At 70.3% G+C, this 18914-nt stretch carries 20 protein-coding genes; 14 read left to right on the plus strand and 6 right to left on the minus strand.

Going from position 1 to position 18914, the window contains the following annotated elements:
- Positions 1–32: 32 nt before the first annotated feature.
- The 9 genes from ald (at position 33) to ACFYPC_RS31460 (ending at position 9602) form a co-directional block, all read left to right on the plus strand.
- Positions 33–1148, plus strand: a complete 1116-nt coding sequence (ald, locus tag ACFYPC_RS31420) for an alanine dehydrogenase (RefSeq protein WP_391889747.1) — start codon at positions 33–35, stop codon at positions 1146–1148.
- 389 nt (positions 1149–1537) lie between these two features.
- Positions 1538–2665: a ParA family protein gene (locus ACFYPC_RS31425; protein ID WP_391889503.1), complete on the plus strand. Its 1128-nt coding sequence runs from the start codon at positions 1538–1540 to the stop codon at positions 2663–2665.
- Entirely contained in the window at positions 2650–3216 is a 567-nt protein-coding gene (locus tag ACFYPC_RS31430; RefSeq protein WP_391889506.1) for a hypothetical protein, read from the plus strand. Before ACFYPC_RS31425 ends, ACFYPC_RS31430 begins: the two co-directional genes overlap by 16 nt.
- A gap of 19 nt (positions 3217–3235) precedes the next feature.
- Positions 3236–4321, plus strand: coding sequence for a segregation and condensation protein A (locus ACFYPC_RS31435; protein ID WP_391889509.1), 1086 nt, complete (start codon positions 3236–3238; stop codon positions 4319–4321).
- Positions 4318–4974 carry an SMC-Scp complex subunit ScpB gene (gene scpB / locus ACFYPC_RS31440; RefSeq protein ID WP_391889511.1) on the plus strand — a complete coding sequence of 219 codons (657 nt, stop codon included), beginning with the start codon at positions 4318–4320 and terminating at the stop codon, positions 4972–4974. The genes ACFYPC_RS31435 and scpB overlap by 4 nt, the downstream gene beginning before the upstream one ends.
- On the plus strand, positions 4974–6251 hold the full coding sequence (locus ACFYPC_RS31445) for a pseudouridine synthase (RefSeq protein WP_391889514.1): 1278 nt from the start codon (positions 4974–4976) through the stop codon (positions 6249–6251). The genes scpB and ACFYPC_RS31445 overlap by 1 nt, the downstream gene beginning before the upstream one ends.
- A 799-nt stretch (positions 6252–7050) precedes the next feature.
- Positions 7051–7830, plus strand: a complete 780-nt coding sequence (locus ACFYPC_RS31450) for an NUDIX domain-containing protein (protein ID WP_391889749.1) — start codon at positions 7051–7053, stop codon at positions 7828–7830.
- Entirely contained in the window at positions 7827–8849 is a 1023-nt protein-coding gene (locus ACFYPC_RS31455) for an ADP-ribosylglycohydrolase family protein (protein WP_391889517.1), read from the plus strand. Before ACFYPC_RS31450 ends, ACFYPC_RS31455 begins: the two co-directional genes overlap by 4 nt.
- Before the next feature lie 3 nt (positions 8850–8852).
- Positions 8853–9602, plus strand: a complete 750-nt coding sequence (locus ACFYPC_RS31460; protein WP_391889520.1) for a DNA polymerase beta superfamily protein — start codon at positions 8853–8855, stop codon at positions 9600–9602.
- Here the strand turns inward: ACFYPC_RS31460 and ACFYPC_RS31465 are convergent.
- From ACFYPC_RS31465 to ACFYPC_RS31480, 4 genes are read right to left on the minus strand one after another with little or no spacing between them, the layout of a single operon-like run.
- Positions 9528–10271, minus strand: coding sequence for a DNA polymerase beta superfamily protein (locus ACFYPC_RS31465; protein WP_391889523.1), 744 nt, complete (start codon positions 10269–10271; stop codon positions 9528–9530). The genes ACFYPC_RS31460 and ACFYPC_RS31465 overlap by 75 nt on opposite strands.
- A gap of 22 nt (positions 10272–10293) precedes the next feature.
- Positions 10294–10707 carry a Rieske (2Fe-2S) protein gene (locus tag ACFYPC_RS31470; protein ID WP_391889525.1) on the minus strand — a complete coding sequence of 138 codons (414 nt, stop codon included), beginning with the start codon at positions 10705–10707 and terminating at the stop codon, positions 10294–10296.
- Positions 10704–11288 (minus strand): DUF6529 family protein, encoded by a 585-nt coding sequence (locus ACFYPC_RS31475; RefSeq protein ID WP_391889527.1) that lies wholly within the window; start codon positions 11286–11288, stop codon positions 10704–10706. The genes ACFYPC_RS31470 and ACFYPC_RS31475 overlap by 4 nt, the downstream gene beginning before the upstream one ends.
- A 46-nt stretch (positions 11289–11334) precedes the next feature.
- On the minus strand, positions 11335–12021 hold the full coding sequence (locus tag ACFYPC_RS31480) for a hypothetical protein (RefSeq protein WP_391889751.1): 687 nt from the start codon (positions 12019–12021) through the stop codon (positions 11335–11337).
- Between the two features lie 288 nt (positions 12022–12309).
- Between ACFYPC_RS31480 and aroH the strand changes: the two genes are divergently transcribed.
- The 5 genes from aroH (at position 12310) to der (ending at position 16825) form a co-directional block, all read left to right on the plus strand.
- On the plus strand, positions 12310–12672 hold the full coding sequence (gene aroH, locus ACFYPC_RS31485) for a chorismate mutase (protein WP_391889530.1): 363 nt from the start codon (positions 12310–12312) through the stop codon (positions 12670–12672).
- Positions 12669–13754 carry a prephenate dehydrogenase gene (locus ACFYPC_RS31490; protein WP_391889533.1) on the plus strand — a complete coding sequence of 362 codons (1086 nt, stop codon included), beginning with the start codon at positions 12669–12671 and terminating at the stop codon, positions 13752–13754. Before aroH ends, ACFYPC_RS31490 begins: the two co-directional genes overlap by 4 nt.
- Before the next feature lie 149 nt (positions 13755–13903).
- Positions 13904–14599: a (d)CMP kinase gene (gene cmk / locus ACFYPC_RS31495; protein WP_391889536.1), complete on the plus strand. Its 696-nt coding sequence runs from the start codon at positions 13904–13906 to the stop codon at positions 14597–14599.
- A complete protein-coding gene (locus ACFYPC_RS31500; protein WP_391889539.1) occupies positions 14596–15273 on the plus strand; it encodes a lysophospholipid acyltransferase family protein in 678 nt (225 codons plus the stop codon). Before cmk ends, ACFYPC_RS31500 begins: the two co-directional genes overlap by 4 nt.
- 76 nt (positions 15274–15349) lie before the next feature.
- Positions 15350–16825, plus strand: a complete 1476-nt coding sequence (gene der / locus ACFYPC_RS31505; RefSeq protein ID WP_391889542.1) for a ribosome biogenesis GTPase Der — start codon at positions 15350–15352, stop codon at positions 16823–16825.
- 71 nt (positions 16826–16896) lie between these two features.
- Here der and ACFYPC_RS31510 read toward each other — a convergent pair whose 3' ends face one another.
- Both ACFYPC_RS31510 and ACFYPC_RS31515 read right to left on the minus strand, forming a co-directional pair.
- Positions 16897–17328 (minus strand): hypothetical protein, encoded by a 432-nt coding sequence (locus ACFYPC_RS31510; RefSeq protein ID WP_391889544.1) that lies wholly within the window; start codon positions 17326–17328, stop codon positions 16897–16899.
- A gap of 298 nt (positions 17329–17626) precedes the next feature.
- The gene (locus tag ACFYPC_RS31515; RefSeq protein ID WP_391889546.1) at positions 17627–18400 is read right to left on the minus strand and encodes a hypothetical protein; all 774 of its coding nucleotides are present in this window, start codon (positions 18398–18400) and stop codon (positions 17627–17629) included.
- Positions 18401–18914: the final 514 nt, after the last annotated feature.

An 18914-nucleotide genomic window follows, 5' to 3' on the forward strand; every position in this document is an offset into this window, starting at 1 on the left:
CAGAACCCTCTGAGCCAAGGACTGTGATCGACGTGTTGGTCGGCATCCCCCGCGAGGTCAAGAACAACGAGTTCCGGGTGGCCATCACCCCCGCCGGCGTGCACGAGCTGGTGCGCCACGGCCACCAGGTCCTCATCGAGCAGAACGCCGGTCTCGGCTCCTCGATCACGGATGGGGAGTTCGTCGCCGCCGGTGCCCGGATCCTCGCCACCGCCGACGAGGTCTGGGCCACCGCCGACCTGCTGCTCAAGGTCAAGGAGCCCATTGCGGAGGAGTACCACCGCCTCCGCAAGGACCAGACGCTCTTCACCTACCTGCACCTGGCCGCTTCCAAGGAGTGCACGGACGCGCTCCTGGAGTCCGGCACCACGGCGATCGCATACGAGACGGTCGAGCTGCCCGGTCGCGCGCTGCCGCTGCTCGCCCCGATGTCCGAGGTCGCGGGCCGACTGGCTCCGCAGGTCGGCGCCTACCACCTGATGCGCTCGGTCGGCGGCCGGGGTGTGCTCCCCGGTGGCGTCCCCGGCACGCAGCCCGCGCGGGCCGTCGTCATCGGCGGCGGTGTCTCCGGCTGGAACGCCACGCAGATCGCCGTCGGCCTGGGGTTCCACGTCACGCTGCTCGACCGCGACATCAACAAGCTGCGCGAGGCGGACAAGGTCTTCGGCACGAAGGTCCGGGCGATCATGTCCAACTCCTTCGAGCTGGAGAAGGCCGTCCTGGACGCCGATCTCGTCATCGGTGCCGTCCTCATCCCGGGCGCCAAGGCGCCGAAGCTCGTCACCAACGAACTTGTTTCGCGGATGAAGCCGGGAAGTGTTCTTGTCGACATCGCGATCGACCAGGGCGGCTGCTTCGAGGACTCGCGTCCGACCACCCACGCCGAGCCGACCTTCCCGGTCCACAACTCGGTCTTCTACTGCGTGGCCAACATGCCCGGCGCCGTGCCGAACACGTCGACGTACGCGCTCACCAACGCCACGCTGCCGTACATCGTGGAGCTCGCCAACCGCGGCTGGGTCGAGGCGCTGTGCCGTGACGCGGCGCTCGCCAGGGGTCTCAACACCCATGACGGCAAGGTTGTTTACCGCGAGGTCGCCGAGGCTCACGGCCTTGAGCACGTCGAGCTGGAGTCCTTGCTCGGCTAAGTCATCAACGGGTAAAAAGGCGATACGTCAACACGGGTCGTCAACACCGCACACCCGGCCGGACCTTGCCCGACAAGGTCCGGCCGGGTGTGTGTCGGGTCACTTTGTGACACTCGTTCAACTCGCCACGAACGTAACTCTTTAGCCGATTCGTACACCGGTGAAACCTGCTGTGCGACGCCCTTACGCCCTTGACAGAGGGGTGTTCGGTTCCCGACACATCGGGGCCGGTCCGGCGGATTGTGTTGCTGCGGACCGGTGACACGCCATAGAGTCGCCAACCGTCGGCATGGTGCCACGCTGACCTATCGAGAAGTTTCCTGGTCACCAAGGAGGTAAGACGACTTGTGAATGAGTCGACATTTACTCCCGGGGGTGGTCAACCAGGAATGCCGACGCGGGGCCAGGGCCCCACGGGGCTCGAGGCTGTCGGCTCCGTCGCTGTCCGCACCTTCGCAGCCCAGAAGAGTCCCCGGATGACTCAGACAGCCCACCCGAGCATGGATGGCCATCACGTGAACGCCATGGCCGGCAACGGAAGTGGCGAGAACCGCACCCACTTCGCCGACTACGACGAACTGCCCGAGGGGCACTTCTACGACCCCGACGCCGAGTACGAGCCGGATCCCGAGTACGCGGCCACGCTCGCGCCCGACGCGGCCCGTCAGCGCCGTGAGCGCGTGGGTCCGACCGGGCGTCCGCTGCCGTACTTCCCGATCCCGGGCCCGCTGACCGACCACGGTCCCGCGACGATCATCGCGATGTGCAACCAGAAGGGCGGCGTCGGCAAGACCACGTCGACCATCAACCTGGGTGCCGCGCTCGCGGAGTACGGACGCCGGGTCCTGCTCGTCGACTTCGACCCGCAGGGCGCGCTCTCGGTCGGCCTCGGTGTCAACCCGATGGAGCTCGACCTCACCGTCTACAACCTGCTCATGGAGCGGGGTATGGCGGCCGACGACGTACTCCTGAAGACAGCGGTCCCGAACATGGACCTGCTGCCCAGCAACATCGACCTGTCCGCCGCCGAGGTGCAGCTGGTGAGCGAGGTGGCGCGCGAGTCCACGCTCCAGCGCGCCCTGAAGCCGCTGATGGCCGACTACGACTACATCGTGATCGACTGCCAGCCCTCGCTCGGACTGCTCACAGTCAACGCCCTGACGGCGGCCCACAAGGTGATCGTGCCCCTGGAGTGCGAGTTCTTCGCACTGCGCGGTGTCGCGCTGCTCACGGAGACCATCGAGAAGGTCCAGGAGCGGCTCAACCCCGAGCTGGAGCTCGACGGCATCCTCGCCACGATGTACGACTCCCGCACGGTGCACAGCCGTGAGGTGCTCGCGCGCGTGGTCGAGGCGTTCGACGATCACGTCTACCACACGGTCATCGGGCGCACGGTGCGCTTCCCGGAGACCACCGTCGCCGGTGAGCCGATCACCACGTACGCCTCCAACTCGGTCGGTGCCGCCGCCTATCGTCAGCTCGCCAGGGAGGTGCTCGCCCGGTGTCACGCCGAGTGAGTCTGCCGGGGGCCGACGAACTGTTCCGAACCACCGGGGGAATGGCGCTCCAGTCGTCCACGCCCTCACGCCGGACCAATGGCGAGGCCCGGGTACCGGGTCCCGCGGGTGAGAGCGACTCGGCGGCCGCCGCGGAGGACGCGCCGCAGTCGGTGCCTGTCCAGGGCGGCGACGGTGAGGGTGACGAACACGTCGCCGCTGATTCCGGTGCGGGGGGCTCCCGCAGCAGGGGCGCCGCTCCTGCTCCGGAGCGCTCCGGAGCAGGTCAGGCGGCGCAGGAAGGTTCTGCCGCCGGGCAGTCGCGCAAGCGCCGGGGCCAGGGCCAGGGGCGACGGCCCAGCGGGCGGGAGCGGCACGACGAGAAGATCACCGTGTACGTGTCGGCCGAGGAGCTCATCGATCTCGAGCACGCCCGCCTTGTGCTCCGTGGTGAGCACGGTCTCGCCGTCGACCGCGGGCGGATCGTCCGCGAGGCGGTCGCCGTCGTCCTCGCCGATCTCGAATCCCGGGGGGACGCGAGCATTCTCGTACGACGGCTTCGTGGGCGCTAGGAGGTAGCCTGCGAGCGCTATGCCCTCGTATGACGCTTCCGTTCCCGCCTCCGGCCCCGGCGCCGGCCGTCGGCGTGTTCTGGGGCGGGGGCCCGGGGCGGCTCCGCCTCCGGCCGAGGAGCCGGTGGCGACGACGGCGGAGGTCGAGCCCGAGGCTCCCGTAACGGCCGCCGTACGTGAGGCTCCCGTAGAGCCCGCAGCTCCTGCCGCACCCGCGGCTCCCGTAGAACCCGCAATTCCAGCCCTTCCAGAAGCCCCTGTAGAGCCCGAGCCCGAGGCTGACGCCGAGCCCGGCGACGGTGTTTTCAAGGTGCGGCTCGCGAACTTCGAGGGGCCCTTCGATCTGCTGCTCCAGCTGATCTCGAAGCACAAGATGGACGTCACGGAAGTGGCGCTGTCGCGCGTCACCGACGAGTTCATGGCGCACATCAGGGCGATGGGTCCGGACTGGGATCTCGATCAGACGACCGAGTTCCTCGTCGTCGCGGCCACCCTGCTCGATCTCAAGGCGGCGCGGCTGCTGCCGTCGGCCGAGGTCGAGGACGAGGCGGACCTGGCGCTCCTGGAAGCCCGGGATCTGCTCTTCGCACGACTCCTGCAGTACCGCGCGTACAAGCACATCGCGGACATCTTCCAGGCCCGCCTGGAGGAAGAGGCGCGCCGCTATCCCCGAACCGTCGGGCTGGAGGACCATCACGCCGAGCTGCTGCCCGAGGTGGTCATCAGCATCGGGGCGGAGGGGTTCGCGAAGCTCGCCGTGAAGGCGATGCAGCCCAGGCCCAAGCCGCAGGTGTACGTCGACCACATCCACGCGCCGCTGGTCAGTGTGCAGGAGCAGGCGGGGATCGTGGTGGCGCGGCTGAAGGAGCTGGGGGCGGCCAGTTTCCGCGACCTCGTCGACGACACCGACGACACCCTGACCGTCGTGGCCCGCTTCCTCGCCCTGCTGGAGCTGTACCGCGAGAAGGCCGTGGCGCTGGACCAGGACGAGGCCCTCGGGGAGCTGGTCGTGCGCTGGACCGGTGGGGACAGTGACGAGCAGCCGAAGGTGACGGACGAGTTCGACCGGCCGCCCGAGGTGCCCAAGGAGGAGAAGAAGGCGTGAGCGAGGACACCACCGAGATCCCGGCCGGGCCGCGCACCGTCGCCGACCTCGATCTCAAGCCCGCCCTGGAGGCCGTACTCATGGTCGTGGACGAACCCGCGACCGTGGAGCACCTCTCGAAGATCCTTGAGCGGCCGAAGCGGCGGATCGCGGCAGCTCTGCGCGAGCTGGCCGACGAGTACACCATCCAGGGACGCGGTTTTGAGCTGCGCCTCATCGCGGGGGGCTGGCGGTTCTACTCCCGGCCCCAGTACGCGGCGGCCGTCGAGCGCTTCGTCCTGGACGGGCAGCAGGCCCGGCTCACGCAGGCCGCCCTGGAGACCCTGGCGGTCGTCGCGTACCGCCAGCCGGTCAGCCGATCCAGGGTCTCCGCGGTCCGCGGAGTGAACTGCGACGGCGTCATGCGCACCCTCCTGCAGCGCGGTCTGGTCGAGGAGGCGGGCACGGAACCCGAAACAGGTGCGATCCTGTACAGGACGACGAACTACTTCCTGGAGCGAATGGGCCTGCGCGGCCTGGACGAGCTCCCGGAGCTCGCGCCCTTCCTCCCAGAGGCGGACGCGATCGAAGCAGAGACGCTGGAAGGGGTCCCGTCGTTCGATCCGGACGCACCGGATGCAGATGCAGACGACACGACGACGACGGAACTTTGATGCGAAGCAGTGGCAGCGGTAGTGGCAGGAACAGCGGGCGCGGCAACCCCCGCGGGACCGGTGGGGGAAGCAACCCCCGCGGATCCGGTGGAGGCGGCAGCTCCCGCGGGACCGGCGGGGGTGGTACCTCTCGCGGGACCGGTGGGGGTGGCAGCTCCCGCGGGGCAAGCGGGGGTGGCAGCTCTCGCGGGTCCGGCGCGGGTAACTCCCGCGGGTCCGGTGGGGGCGGCAGCCCCCGGGGGACCGGTGGGGGCGGCGCCCAGCCGAGGAGCGCGGGAGGGCGCGACGATCAGCCGAAGCGCGCCAGCAATCCCCGTCCCGAGGAGCGCCGCTACGACGTAGGCCCCGCCGCGTCCCACGAGGGACCGAAGTCCGGGCGCGGCAACGCGGCCCGCGGTGGCGCCAAGGGCGGTCCCCGGCAGGGCCAGCAGCGCGGCGGCCGTACGGAGCCCGCGCGTTCGCGCGAGTTGGAGACGCGGACCGAGGAGCGCAACCGGGACCGGTACGCGGGCAAGCCGGAGATCAAGACGCCCAAGACCCACCCCGGGGCCGAGGAGGAGGGCGAGCGCCTGCAGAAGGTGCTCGCGCGCGCCGGCTACGGCTCTCGGCGCGCCTGCGAGGAGTTGGTCGAGCAGTCCAGGGTCGAGGTCAACGGCGAGATCGTCCTGGAGCAGGGCATGCGCGTCGACCCGGAGAACGACGAGATCAAGGTCGACGGGCTGACCGTGGCCACGCAGTCGTACCAGTTCTTCTCGCTGAACAAGCCCGCCGGTGTCGTCTCGACCATGGAGGACACCGAGGGCCGTCAGTGCCTCGGCGACTACGTGACGAACCGCGAGACGCGGCTCTTCCACGTCGGACGGCTCGACACCGAGACCGAGGGCGTCATCCTGCTCACCAACCACGGTGAACTGGCGCACCGCCTGACCCACCCCAAGTACGGCGTGAAGAAGGTCTACCTCGCGCACATCGTGGGTCCCATCCCGCGCGACCTGGGCAAGCAGCTCAAGAACGGCATCCAGTTGGAGGACGGGTACGCGAAGGCGGACCACTTCCGTGTCGTCGAGCAGACCGGCAAGAACTACCTCGTCGAGGTGACCCTGCACGAGGGCCGCAAGCACATCGTGCGCCGCATGCTCGCGGAGGCCGGCTTCCCGGTCGACAAGCTGGTGCGCGTCTCCTTCGGCCCGATCACCCTCGGCGACCAGAAGTCCGGCTGGCTGCGCCGCCTGTCGAACACCGAGGTCGGGATGCTCATGCAGGAGGTTGACCTCTAGGAGTGCCCGCAGGGTGCTCGTCGTTTCGGCCGGTTCCGGGATTGTCCCGGGACCGGCCGATGCGTTTTCCGCTCGCCGGCGGTCTGTACCGGTGAGGGAAGGGGGCGCGCGATGGGCGCCACGAGGGAGACATGGTCGTACGAGGGGTACGCCGGGTGGAGCTGCCCGCACCGGAGCGCCACGCGTACGCGCCTGGCGGCTCTGGAGGGCCGTGTACGTCGCCGACCGCCCTCGGAGCCCGGTGGGCGGGGAAACGCGCCCGAGCAGCCTCTCAGAGCCTCTGGGACGGAGTTGCCGGCGTGAACTCCGGGGAACTGCTGGAACGCTCGCTCGCGTACGCGCTGGGCAGCGTCGCCGCCGTGGCGCCGGGGAGTCTGGGGCGGCCCACGCCGTGTGCCCGGTGGGACCTGGGGGAGTTGCTCGGGCACCTCGACGACTCGGTGGACGCGCTCTACGAAGGGGTCGCCGCTGGGCGCGTCGGCCTGAATCCCTCGCCGTGGGCCGCCGATCCCGTGTGTGCCTTCCGGCGGCGGGCGTGCGCACTGCTCGGCGCCTGGGCGGTGATGTCCGGCGAGGTGCGCTCGGCCGAGCCTTCGGCGGGCGTGGGGGACCAGTCATACCTCGCGAGAGCCACGGCCGCGTGCCGCGGTTGTCGGCAGGGGCCGTTGCGGCGGGAGCGGCGGTGGCGGCGCTGTCGCTGTCCAGACCTGCCAACAAATGCTCGAATCAGCCCACTTGAAGGGTTGTGTGAGCTCACTCACCTCACTTATAGTCGTGATGACTATTAGTCGTCATGGCTATGAATAAGGGGTGGGTGGACGTGCTCGCACGGGAAGGCCGAGCGCCCGGCGGCAACGCACCCGAGGGCTACGACAAGTACGCGTTCGAGCCCTTCGCCGTCACCGTCGACCTGGCTGTTCTGACGGTCCGCGCGGGCGTGCTCCAGGTGCTGCTCGTCGAGCGCGGGCAGGAGCCCTACCTGGGCCGCTGGGCGCTGCCCGGAGGATTCGTGCTCCCGGACGAGTCCGCGGAGACGGCGGCCCGGCGTGAACTCGCCGAGGAGACCGGCTTGTCGGACATCTCCGGGCTCCACCTCGAACAGCTGCGGACGTACAGCGAACCCCGCCGCGACCCCAGGATGCGCGTCGTCTCCGTCGCCTTCGCCGCGCTGCTCGCGGACCCTCCCGAGCCGCACGGCGGCGGTGACGCGGCGCAGGCCCAGTGGCTGCGGTACAACGCGCTCGGTCCGCTCGCCTTCGACCACGACCGGATTCTCGCCGACGCCCACGAACGCGTCGGCGCCAAGCTCGAGTACAGCTGTCTCGCCACGTCCTTCTGTCCGCCCGAGTTCACCCTCGGAGAGCTGCAGCAGGTGTACGAGACCGTGTGGGGAACCGCGCTCGACCGGCCCAACTTCCGGCGCAAGGTCCTTGCCACGCCGGGATTCGTCGAGCCGGTCCCGGGTGCCGCGCGCCTCACCGGAGGCCGTGGCAAACCCGCCGCGCTCTACCGCGCGGGCGGCGCCACCACGCTGCACCCGCCCCTGCTGCGTCCCACCCAGGAAGGACGACCCACATGACCACCACGACGCTCGCGAAACGTGCCGCCACCGGATCCCTGATCGGTCTTGCCCTCGGCGACGCGATGGGGTTCCCGACCGAGTTCAACTCCGTGCCGGCGATCCTCGCCAAGTGCGGCCCCTGGCGCGAGATGGACCTGCCCAGGCCCGCGATCGTCACCGACGACACCCAGATGACGCTGGCACTGGCGCGCGGCCTGCGGACAGCCATGGACCGCGGTCTGCTCGCCCCGCTGCGGATGGAGCGCCCGGTGCGCGAGGAGTTCGTGGACTGGTACCAGTCTCCCGACAACAACCGCGCGCCCGGCCGTACCTGCCTCGTCGCCTGCGACCTGCTGAAGAACGAGAAGCGCCCCTGGCAGGACGCCAGCCAGATCGGCTCCAAGGGGTGCGGCGCCAACATGCGGGTGGCGCCCGTCGGGCTGGTGCGCGGGCTGAGTGAGGAACAGCGGGCGGGCGCCGCACAGTTGCAGGCCGCCCTCACCCACGGGCACCCCACGGCGCTCGCCGCCGCCGACCTCACCGCGCACGCGATCTGGCTCCTCGCCAACGGAACCGAGCCGACGGGCCTGGTCGGCCGGCTGCGCTCGTACGCGTACGAGAACCGCCACAACTACCACTCCCGCTGGCTCGGCGACCTGTGGACCCGCGGCCAGGACCCCACGGCGGAGCACTTCATCGGGCGCGGCTGGGACGAGTGCCTGGAGATCCTGGACCACCTCCGGCACGCCCTGCGCACGGTCTCGCCCGAGACCGACCCGTGCCTCGCCACCGGCGGGGGCTGGGTCGCCGAAGAGGCGCTCGCCACCGGTCTGCTGTGCTTCCTGATGTTCGTCGACGAACCCCTCACCGCCCTGCGCCGAGCCGCCTGCACATCCGGCGACTCCGACTCCATCGCCTGCCTGACCGGCGCCTTCGCGGGGGCGTACCACGGCTCGGACGCCTGGCCGACGGCGTGGGCCGACCGCATCGAGTACCAGGGCGACCTCATGTCGCTGGGAGCGCTCTGGGACGCTTGAGGGATGACCGATCTTCTCGACGTCGATCTCAAGACGGTGGTGTCCGAACAGCCCGACCCGCTGCTGTTCGCCACCGTCTCCGGAGCGCACCTCTACGGATTCCCGTCGCGTGACTCGGACGTCGATCTGCGGGGCGTCCACCTCCTGCCGGCGGCCGAACTGGTCGGGCTTGGCGAGCCGGAGGAGACCCGGTCCCGGATGTGGGAGCAGGACGGGGTGGAGATGGACCTGGTCACCCACGACCTTCGTAAGTTCGTACGCCTGATGCTGCGCCGCAACGGTTATGTGCTGGAGCAGTTGCTGTCGCCCCTGGTCGTGCACACCACCGACGCCCACCGGGAACTGGCCGCCCTCGTCCCTGGCGTCCTCACCAGCCATCACGCCCACCACTACCGAGGGTTCGCGACCACGCAGTGGCGGCTCTTCGAGAAGACCGGCGAACTCAAGCCGCTGCTCTACACGTTCCGTGTGCTGCTCACCGGTATCCACCTGATGCGCAGCGGTGAGGTGCAGGCCGATCTGCGCACGCTCGTCAAGGAGACCGGGGCCCCCGCCTACCTGCCGGACCTGATCGCCGCGAAGGCGGAGCGGGAGCACGGGACGGCGGACGTGCGCCGCGCGCGCGTGGAGGGCGATGTCGAGCGGCTGCACGGCCTGCTGGACGAGGCGCAGGGCGTGTCAGCGCTGCCGGACGCTCCGTCCGCGTACGACGCCCTGCACGCGTTCGTCGTACGGGTCCGCCTGGAGGGCTGACGCCCCGCGGACGCGGACCAGGAAGTCCTCGACGCGCGCCTGGTCCGGCACGGTGGGGAGCGAGCTGTGCACGGCCGCCTCGTCCGCCTCCGCCGCCAGCCGGGTCATCCAGGTCTCGAATCGCGGCCAGGGGACCTCGCCCCGCTTGACCGCGAGCAGCGGCTCGCGCTGATCGCCTACGTCGATCGTCAGCTCGCCGGTGCGCAGCAGGTCACGGGAGCTCATCAGAAGACGGAGGAGGTGCATGGCGTGCTTCCAGCGCGGAGCGCCGTGCTGACGTACGTCGGACTCCAGCTTCTTGCGCTGGCCGAGCGCGTAGCGGGTGAACGTCTCGTGGGCCCGCCGGGACAGGAACGCCTCGCGCAGGGCGAGGAGTTCGCGGCCCGTGTCGTCCACGTACTCCACGACAGGTGAGTGCAGGCACTCCAGGATGTTCGGGTTCGCGCGCAGAGCCAGTTCGCAGAAGCGCTCCAGCTCCCAGCTGAACTGCTCCTCCGCCGGGCCCTCGACATGGGTCGGCGGCTTCTCGAAGTGCCAGAAGAGCGGGGTCGGGGCGAGGAACACGCCCCGGCGGTCCGTGTCGCTCGTGTCCGTGGCCAGGCCGAAGGCGCGTGAGCCCATCACGCAGGAGTAGATCGTGTGGTCGCGCACCAGGGCCTCGGAGTCCATGTCCGGAGCGTACGTGCCGACCTCACGCCAGGCTGATCGAATTTCCCTCGACCGTGATCTGCTTCTCGGGCAGCGGCTGGGTCGCGGGCGGGTGGGCCACCGAGCCGTCCTCGATGCTGAACTTGCTGCCGTGGCAGGTGCAGTTGATGGTGCCGTCCGAGACGTTCGCCACCGGGCACTGCTGGTGGGTGCAGATGTTGGAGAAGGCCTTGAACTGGTCCTTCACGGGCTGGGTCACCACGACCTGTTCGTCCTTGAAGATCTTGCCGCCGCCGACCGGGATGTCGGTCGTCTTCGCCAGTTCCTGCCCGGCGGATGCGCCGCCGGACGACGGGTCGCTGCTGTCGTCGCTGCCGCCGTACTCGCTGCAGCCCGCGACGAGAGCCGCCGCGCCGCTCGCGAGAAGAATCGTGCGCCGCGTCGGGCGTTGGGTCATGTCGTCACTCCGAAGGTGCGGAAGAACCAGAGTGCGGACGTCAGCCAGATGACGGTGAGGACGGTGAACACGAGTCCGCCGACGATCGGCAGCAGCCAGCCGGGCAGTCGCTCCGAGCGGAGCAGCAGCATCTTGGCACTGAAGGCCCCGAAGAAGAAGCAACCCAGGAGAGAGTGCCACAAAACGCGCGATTCGTACGTCTGGTAGCCGAGCGCGTACAGGCAGTGCACCGCCACCGGCACCGCCACCAGGAACGCGATCCGCCCCGACCAGCGGTGCAGTGCCGCCGACCAACTCGGTCCCGGGAGCTTCCCGTACACCATGAGCGCCGAGGCGACCTGGACGAGCGCGAAGGCGAACGCCACCGTCGCCAGCCAGGACTTCACGGCGCCCGTGCTGCTGAAACCGGCAAGGTTGAAGGCGGTCCCCGCGGGGTCGTGGACCTTGCCGTACACCCCGAGGCCGACCGCTACCGCCGCGGCGACCAGGGCCGGGACCAGATAGCGGGCCGGGTGCGGACGGCTGTGGGTGGGCGGGGGAGCCGGGAAGCCCTGGGTGGCGGCGTTCGGATCCACGGTCATGAACGGCTCCCTGCGCGAGAGAGGGGGCGGGTGAGGGGGCGAGGAGTCAGGGGGTGACGGGCTCGGCAGTCAGCTGCTCGCCGTCGATCGTCACGACGCCGGTCTCCGGGTCGATCTCGGGCGCCGGTGCGGGCTCGCCGTCGCGGTTGACGATCCCGACCTGATCGTCGCCGTCTCCGGGCAGGACGACCCAGCCACCGTCGACCAGGGCGCCGCGCACGGTGGCCGTCGCCCGGTAGAGCCCCGACGGCTTGACCGCCTTGTCGGCGGTGAAGCCGTAGCGCTGCCCGCCCAGGTCGACGGTGCCGCGGATCCGCCTGCCGTCCTGGAGCGTGCCGTTCAGCTCGGCCCCCTGCTTGCCGGTCAGCTTCATGGTGCCGTCGTCCTTGACGTCGCCCTTCAGCCACGACTCCTTGTCGTGGCCGTCGCAGAAGTACGCGATCGCCTTGCCGTCGCGCAGGGAGACCGCGACCGCGGAGGAGTCGTCGTCGGTGCGGCCCGCGTAGTCGGCGTTGGGCTGCGCGGGCTTCGGCGGAGTCGGCGAAGGCGACGGCGTGCTCTCGCCGGGTGCGGGGCTGCTCGGTGTCGCGCTCTGCTTGGGGCTCGGCGAGGTGGGCGCCTCCTCCTGGTAGGACGACGCGGCCTTCGTCCCCGTCGTCGCGTTGAGCGACAGCAGGAACAGGCCGAGCACCAGTCCCATGAGAAGGGTGACAACAGGTCCTGGACGCTTCATACGGGCCATACGGGCCATACGGGCCTCCCCCGAGGCGAGTCTCCCCCGGCCATGAGAGCGGATCCGCGCCCCGCCGTCCAGAGGCGCACAGGCGCGTTCTCACTACAAGTGGCGGAACAGGGCAGTTCGAGTGACATTGGCAGAGTCCGGGGCGGGGTGGTGACCGTCCGACATCTCGCGGTGCGTGCGCGGCCCCGTCTCGGCAGCCGGGCGCCGCGCACCCGCGCGTTGCGGGCTGACTACGCTGGTGTGACAAGACGTGTACGTACATCAGCAAGGAGCATCACCGTGGCGGTACGAGCGGTCCGGGGCGCCGTCCAACTGGAACGGGACGAGGCCGGCCACATGGACGAGCAGGTCAGCCAGCTGCTCACCGCTGTCCTTGAGCGCAACGGCCTCACCACCGACGATCTGATCAGCATCTGGTTCACCGCGACGCCCGATCTGCACAGCGACTTCCCGGCGGCCGCCGCGCGGGGGCTCGGCATCGTCGACGTGCCGCTGATCTGTGCGCAGGAGCTGGAGATCGAGGGCGCGATGCCCCGGGTCGTACGCGTCCTCGCGCACATCGAGTCCGACAAGCCCCGCGCCGACATCGCGCACGTCTACCTCGGTGCCGCGGGCGCACTCCGCAAGGACATCGCCCAGTGAGAACCGCCCTCGTCATCGGCACCGGCCTGATCGGTACCTCGGCCGCCCTCGCCCTCGCGGGCCGCGGCGTCGTGGTTCACCTCGCCGACCACGACCCGGAGCAGGCGCGTACGGCAGCCGCGCTCGGCGCGGGCACCGACGGGGCGCCGGACGGCCGCGTCGACCTCGCGATCGTGGCCGCACCGCCCGCGCATGTGGCCGCGACCCTCGCGGACGCCATGCGGCGCGGGGCGGCCCGCGCCTACCTCGACGTGGCGAGCGTCAAGGGCGGGCCCCGCCGGGAACTGGAGGCGCTCGGCCTCGACCTGTCGTCCTACATCGGCTCGCACCCCATGTCGGGCCGTGAGAAGTCGGGGCCGTTGGCAGCCACCGGAGACCTCTTCGAAGGGCGCCCGTGGGTCCTGACGCCGACCCCGGACACGGACACCGAGGTGCTCAACCTCGCCCTTGAACTCGTCTCTTACTGCCGTGCGGTACCCGTCGTCATGGACGCGGACGCGCACGACCGGGCCGTCGCGCTCGTCTCACACATGCCGCATCTGGTGTCCAGCATGGTCGCCGCGCGCCTGGAGCACGCCGAGGAAGCGGCCGTACGTCTCTGCGGCCAGGGCATCCGTGACGTGACCCGGATCGCCGCCTCCGAACCCGGGATGTGGATCGACATCCTGTCCGCGAACCCGGGCCCGGTCGCCGACCTCCTCGCGGACGTCTCCGCCGACCTCGACGAGACGGTTCAGGCCCTGCGCGCCCTCCAGTCCTCCGACGAGGCGAAGCGGCGCGAGGGCGCCGACGGGATCGAGGACGTCCTGCGGCGCGGGAACGCCGGCCAGGTCCGTGTTCCCGGCAAACACGGTTCCGCGCCGCGTGCCTACGAGGTCGTGGCCGTCCTCATCGACGACCAGCCCGGCCAGCTCGCCCGCATCTTCGCGGATGCCGGGATGGCGGGGGTCAACATCGAGGACGTACGCATCGAACACGCGACCGGACAGCAGGCCGGCCTGGTGCAGCTCATGGTGGAGCCCAAGGCGGCGCCGGTGCTGAGCGCCGCGCTGCGGGAGCGGGGCTGGGCACTGCGGCAGTAGCGCCTTGCCGCGAGGGCTCTGTATGCGGGCTCTCCTGTGACGGCCCAGGACGGGCCAGTAATACGGGGTCCGCGGAGCCAGTAACCTTGTGCGGGGCGCGATCGCGTCCCGCACAAGCCTCCGTCCCGCACCAGGAAGGTGTTCCCACCGTGGAAAACGGCGCCGCCCGGACCGTACCGGCTGTGATTGTCGCGATTGACGGCCCCTCCGGCACGGGCAAGTCGAGCACCTCGAAGGCAGTGGCCTCGCAGCTCGGGCTGAGCTACCTGGACACGGGCGCCCAGTACCGGGCGATCACCTGGTGGATGGTGAGCAACGGGATCGACATCACGGACCCGAGCGCGATCGCCGCCGCGGCCGGCAAGCCGGAGATCGTCTCCGGCACCGACCCGGCCGCACCGGCCATCACCGTCGACGGGACCGATGTCGCGGGCCCGATCCGTACGGACGAGGTCACCTCCAAGGTGAGTGCCGTCAGCGCGGTGCCCGAGGTGCGCGCGCGGATCACCGAGCTGCAGCGTTCGATCGCCGCAGGCGCGGAGGGCGGGATAGTCGTCGAGGGGCGTGACATCGGGACGACCGTGCTGCCCGACGCCGACCTGAAGATCTTCCTCACCGCGTCCGAGGCGGCGCGTGCCGCCCGGCGCAACGGTGAGCTGAAGGGCGCCGACATCAACGCCACCCGGGAGGCCCTGGCCAAGCGGGACGCGGCCGACTCCAGCCGTAAGACGTCCCCGCTCGCCAAGGCCGACGACGCGGTCGAGGTGGACACCTCAGACCTCACACTCCAGCAGGTCATCGAGTGCGTCGTCACCCTTGTCGAGGAGAAGCGGGCCGCGAAGTGACCGAAGCACCATCGGTACGGGGTGCCGAGGTCGGGCGCCGTATCGGCGTCGGACTGATGTACGGCCTGTGGAAGCCGCGCGTCCTCGGCGCCTGGAAGGTTCCCGCGAGCGGCCCGGCGATCCTGGCCGTGAACCACGCGCACAACATCGACGGGCCGATGGTCATGGGCGTCGCGCCCCGGCCCACGCACTTCCTGATCAAGAAGGAAGCGTTCATCGGGCCGCTCGACCCCTTCCTGCTCTCCATCGGCCAGCTGAAGGTGGACCGCTCGGTCGCCGACCGCACGGCGATCACCCAGGCGCTCGGCGTCCTGGACAACGGCGGCGTCCTCGGCATCTTCCCGGAGGGCAGCAGGGGCGAGGGTGACTTCGCCTCGCTGCGGGCCGGGCTCGCGTACTTCGCCGTACGCAGCGGGGCGCCCATCGTCCCGGTGGCGGTCCTGGGAAGCTCCGAGAAGAGCAGCCGGTTGACAAAGGGGCTGCCCCCGCTGCGCAGCCGGGTCGACGTCGTCTTCGGCGACCCCTTCGAAGCGGGCGACGGCAGCGGACGGCGTACGCGCAAGGCCCTCGACGAGGCGACCCTACGCATCCAGAAGCAGCTCACCGCGCACCTGGAGAACGCCAGGCGTCTCACCGGGCGCCCGGAAAACGCCGGGCGCCCCATCGGGCACTAGGCGACACTTGAGTAGTGGATCTCCCGATATACGGGGGGCCACCGATCACCACGATGAACTACGAGGTACGGACTTCATGAACGACCACATCCAGCCCGACGGCTCTGCAGAGCACGAGCACGGGGCGCTTGGCGATGCCGAGTACGCGGAGTTCATGGAGCTCGCCGCGGAAGAGGGCTTCGACGTCGAGGACGTCGAGGGCGCGCTCGGGGAGGCGGGCCACGGGCCGCTGCCCGTGCTCGCCGTCGTCGGCCGCCCCAATGTCGGCAAGTCGACCCTGGTGAACCGGATCATCGGCCGTCGCGAGGCGGTCGTCGAAGACAAGCCCGGCGTCACCCGCGACCGCGTCACCTACGAGGCCGAGTGGGCGGGCCGCCGCTTCAAGCTCGTCGACACCGGCGGCTGGGAGCAGGACGTCCTCGGCATCGACGCCTCCGTGGCCGCGCAGGCCGAGTACGCGATCGACGCGGCCGACGCGGTCGTCTTCGTCGTCGACGCCAAGGTCGGCGCGACGGACACCGACGAGGCGGTCGTACGACTGCTGCGCAAGGCCGGCAAGCCGGTGGTCCTGTGCGCCAACAAGGTCGACGGACTGAGCGGCGAGGCCGACGCCTCGTACCTCTGGGCCCTGGGCCTGGGCGAGCCGCACCCCGTCTCCGCCCTGCACGGCCGTGGCACCGGCGACATGCTGGACGCCGTCCTGGAGGCGCTGCCGGAGGCCCCGCCGCAGACGTTCGGCACCGCGGTCGGCGGTCCCCGCAGGATCGCGCTCATCGGCAGGCCGAACGTCGGCAAGTCCTCCCTGCTGAACAAGGTGGCCAACGAGGACCGTGTGGTCGTCAACGAGATCGCGGGCACCACCCGTGACCCGGTCGACGAGCTCATCGAACTCGGCGGCATCACCTGGAAGTTCATCGACACGGCGGGCATCCGCAAGCGTGTCCACCTCCAGCAGGGCGCCGACTACTACGCCTCGCTGCGGACGGCCGCGGCGGTGGAGAAGGCCGAAGTCGCCGTCATCCTGATCGACGCCTCCGAGACCATCTCGGTCCAGGACCAGCGCATCGTCACCATGGCCGTCGAGGCCGGGCGTGCGATCGTCCTCGCCTTCAACAAGTGGGACACCCTCGACGAGGAGCGCCGCTACTACCTGGAGCGCGAGATCGAGACCGAGCTCCTCCAGGTCGCGTGGGCGCCGCGGGTGAACGTCTCCGCGCGCACCGGGCGGCACATGGAGAAGCTCGTCCCGGCGATCGAGACGGCCCTGGAAGGCTGGGAGACCCGCGTCCCGACCGGCCGTCTGAACGCCTTCCTGGGCGAGCTGGTCGCCGCCCACCCGCACCCGGTTCGCGGCGGCAAGCAGCCGCGCATCCTCTTCGGTACGCAGGCCGGCACCAAGCCCCCTCGGTTCGTGCTCTTCTCCTCCGGCTTCATCGAGCACGGCTACCGGCGCTTCATCGAGCGCCGGCTGCGCGAGGAGTTCAGCTTCGCGGGGACTCCGATCCACATCTCGGTGCGGGTGCGCGAGAAGCGCGGCGCCAAGAAGAAGTAGGCATGTAGGCATGCAGGCATGGGAAAAGGGGCGGCTCCTCTCGTTGAGGAGCCGCCCCTTTCGCTGTCTCCTCAGAGCCCCCTGCGCGGCGCGGGCGGCAGTGCGGCCGGGACGTGGTGCATTGCGGTGCCTTGCTGTTGCTGCCGTCCGCTCGTGTGCTGCCGCGCGGAGTACGCCCCCGCGCTGTACGAGCTGTAGGAGTTGTGCGGGCTGTAGGAGCCGTTCGAGCCGTTCGAGCCGTTCGAGCCGAACGAGCCGAACGAGCCGAACGAGCCGAACGAGCTGAACGAGTTCGTGCTGTGCGGGAGGTTCCCGAAGGCCGCGAAGCCCAGCTCCTCCTCGCCGTGGCGGTCGCCGGGCAGGGCCCTGCAGGTTCTGACCCACTCGGCGTAGAGCCTGTCGTAGATCGGCGTGGCCGATGGGCCGCCCGGAGGATCCTGGGCCGGTCGCGCTGCGGGGACCGGCTGGAAGGGCTGGCGGCGGGGAACGTCGTAGGTGTGCACGTACGTGCCAACGACCCCGGCCCCGCTGCGGATGCGGCCAACGCACCGCTTTCGCAGGTCACCTGGAGGGTGCGGTGCCTGCGCGGGTGGGCGGGAAGTGCGGATCGGCGGGAGGGTGCGGGGCTTGCGCGGGTAGGACGGGAGGGTGCGGCGCCCGTGCGGGTCGGTGGGCCTGTGCGGGTCGGCGGGAGGGTGCGGCGCCCGTGACTGGGTGCGCCCGCGCGACGGAGCCGCGTATGTGTCGCAGCCCCGCGCGCGTGTCGGGCGCCGCAGCCCCCTGCCCGGCCCGGCGGAGCGCTCAGGTCCCGGCGAGCGGCAGCGTGCTGGCGACCAGCTTGCCGTTGGCGGCGGCCTTGTCCAGGGCGTCGCGCAGCAGGTCCTCGCGGGGCTGGCGGCCGATCGAGCCGGCCGGGGCCGCGAAGAGGAGCACCTGCTGGTGCTTGTTGGCGGCCGCGCGCCAGCTGTCGGCGACCTGGAGTGCCTGGTGCGCCTGCCACCAGGCGACGGGCGAACCCCCGCCGGTGCCCGGCTGGAGGATGGCGTGCAACTGGCCGGCGGCGAGCAGTACGGACCAGCCGTGCAGTACGGGGGGCACCGAGTTCAGCCCGGTCACCGGCATGAAGCCCTGCTCGATGAGGAGGGGCAGGAAGTCGTCGCCGATGTCGGTCGAGCCGGGGCGGACGATGGGCCCGGTCGGTTCGACGACCAGCGCCGGATGCAGGTCGCCGTTGATCAGGACGAGTCCGCTGGTGACACCGAGCACGGCCTGCTCGGGCCCGGTGCCCACCGGCCCGCCCTCGGCACTGATCGAGCGGACGGCGCCCTGGAGTTGTTCCTCGGTGACCTGGACGACCTGCGAGGGGAGGCAGGTCGCGTGGGCGAAGGCAAGGACGGCGGTCTCGTCGCCGATGAACAGGACGGTGCTGGTGCGCTCCTGTTCCGAATCGCCCTGGGTGCGGCAGGACGTGCAGTCGTAACTGCCCGGGGCGTTCTCTCCGGCGAGCAGCCGGTCGGCTTCTTCGTCGCCGATCTCGGCGCGTACGTCGTCGCTGACGTCGAGCATGCGCGGCACGCTGGCTCCTCGGGATGCGGTGCGTGGCGATGCCGGGCGGCCCCGGCACCTGAATCCGGGGGTCCCCGGCTCATGAAGATGACAACGGGCGATCTGTGGCCGGAGTCACGCCCGGGAGCGAACGGAATCGAACCATCCGAAGCGCAGCGTGAGGTCACCCGCGGAATCGGTCACTCCGAGCCAACATGTGGGGGTACTAGGGAAGTTGAACCGGTGAACTGGGTCACAGATCGCCAGACCGACAGGTCTATATATCAGGAAATCGCCCCATGAAGTGGGTGGCCGAATTTCGCTGATACCCCGGGTAACGGTGAACTGGCCTCGAATGACAAGGAGTTGGTTGATATCGGTCGGCGGGCTCCATAGATTCCTCCGCCGTGTGCAACGAGCACCGCTCGGGTACGTCCGCCGGCCGAACCAGCCAGCCCACAGCACAGCCTCCGGCGGACGGGGCGGAGCGCGACAACCGGCGTCATACGCGCGGGGGGTCGCGCCCTGTCCTGGGGGACCCCGG

Source organism: Streptomyces sp. NPDC005808, assembly GCF_042871385.1.
GTDB lineage: Bacteria > Actinomycetota > Actinomycetes > Streptomycetales > Streptomycetaceae > Streptomyces.

Coding starts and splice junctions, on each gene's coding strand:
- ACFYPC_RS31475 (WP_391889527.1), bottom strand. CDS start 11,288: ATGACCGTGGATCCGAACGCCGCCACCCAGGGCTTCCCGGCTCCCCCG.
- ACFYPC_RS31450 (WP_391889749.1), top strand. CDS start 7,051: ATGAATAAGGGGTGGGTGGACGTGCTCGCACGGGAAGGCCGAGCGCCC.
- der (WP_391889542.1), top strand. CDS start 15,350: ATGAACGACCACATCCAGCCCGACGGCTCTGCAGAGCACGAGCACGGG.
- ACFYPC_RS31465 (WP_391889523.1), bottom strand. CDS start 10,271: ATGGACTCCGAGGCCCTGGTGCGCGACCACACGATCTACTCCTGCGTG.
- ACFYPC_RS31435 (WP_391889509.1), top strand. CDS start 3,236: ATGCCCTCGTATGACGCTTCCGTTCCCGCCTCCGGCCCCGGCGCCGGC.
- ACFYPC_RS31445 (WP_391889514.1), top strand. CDS start 4,974: ATGCGAAGCAGTGGCAGCGGTAGTGGCAGGAACAGCGGGCGCGGCAAC.
- ACFYPC_RS31455 (WP_391889517.1), top strand. CDS start 7,827: ATGACCACCACGACGCTCGCGAAACGTGCCGCCACCGGATCCCTGATC.
- ACFYPC_RS31470 (WP_391889525.1), bottom strand. CDS start 10,707: ATGACCCAACGCCCGACGCGGCGCACGATTCTTCTCGCGAGCGGCGCG.
- ACFYPC_RS31460 (WP_391889520.1), top strand. CDS start 8,853: ATGACCGATCTTCTCGACGTCGATCTCAAGACGGTGGTGTCCGAACAG.
- ACFYPC_RS31425 (WP_391889503.1), top strand. CDS start 1,538: ATGCCGACGCGGGGCCAGGGCCCCACGGGGCTCGAGGCTGTCGGCTCC.
- ACFYPC_RS31480 (WP_391889751.1), bottom strand. CDS start 12,021: ATGAAGCGTCCAGGACCTGTTGTCACCCTTCTCATGGGACTGGTGCTC.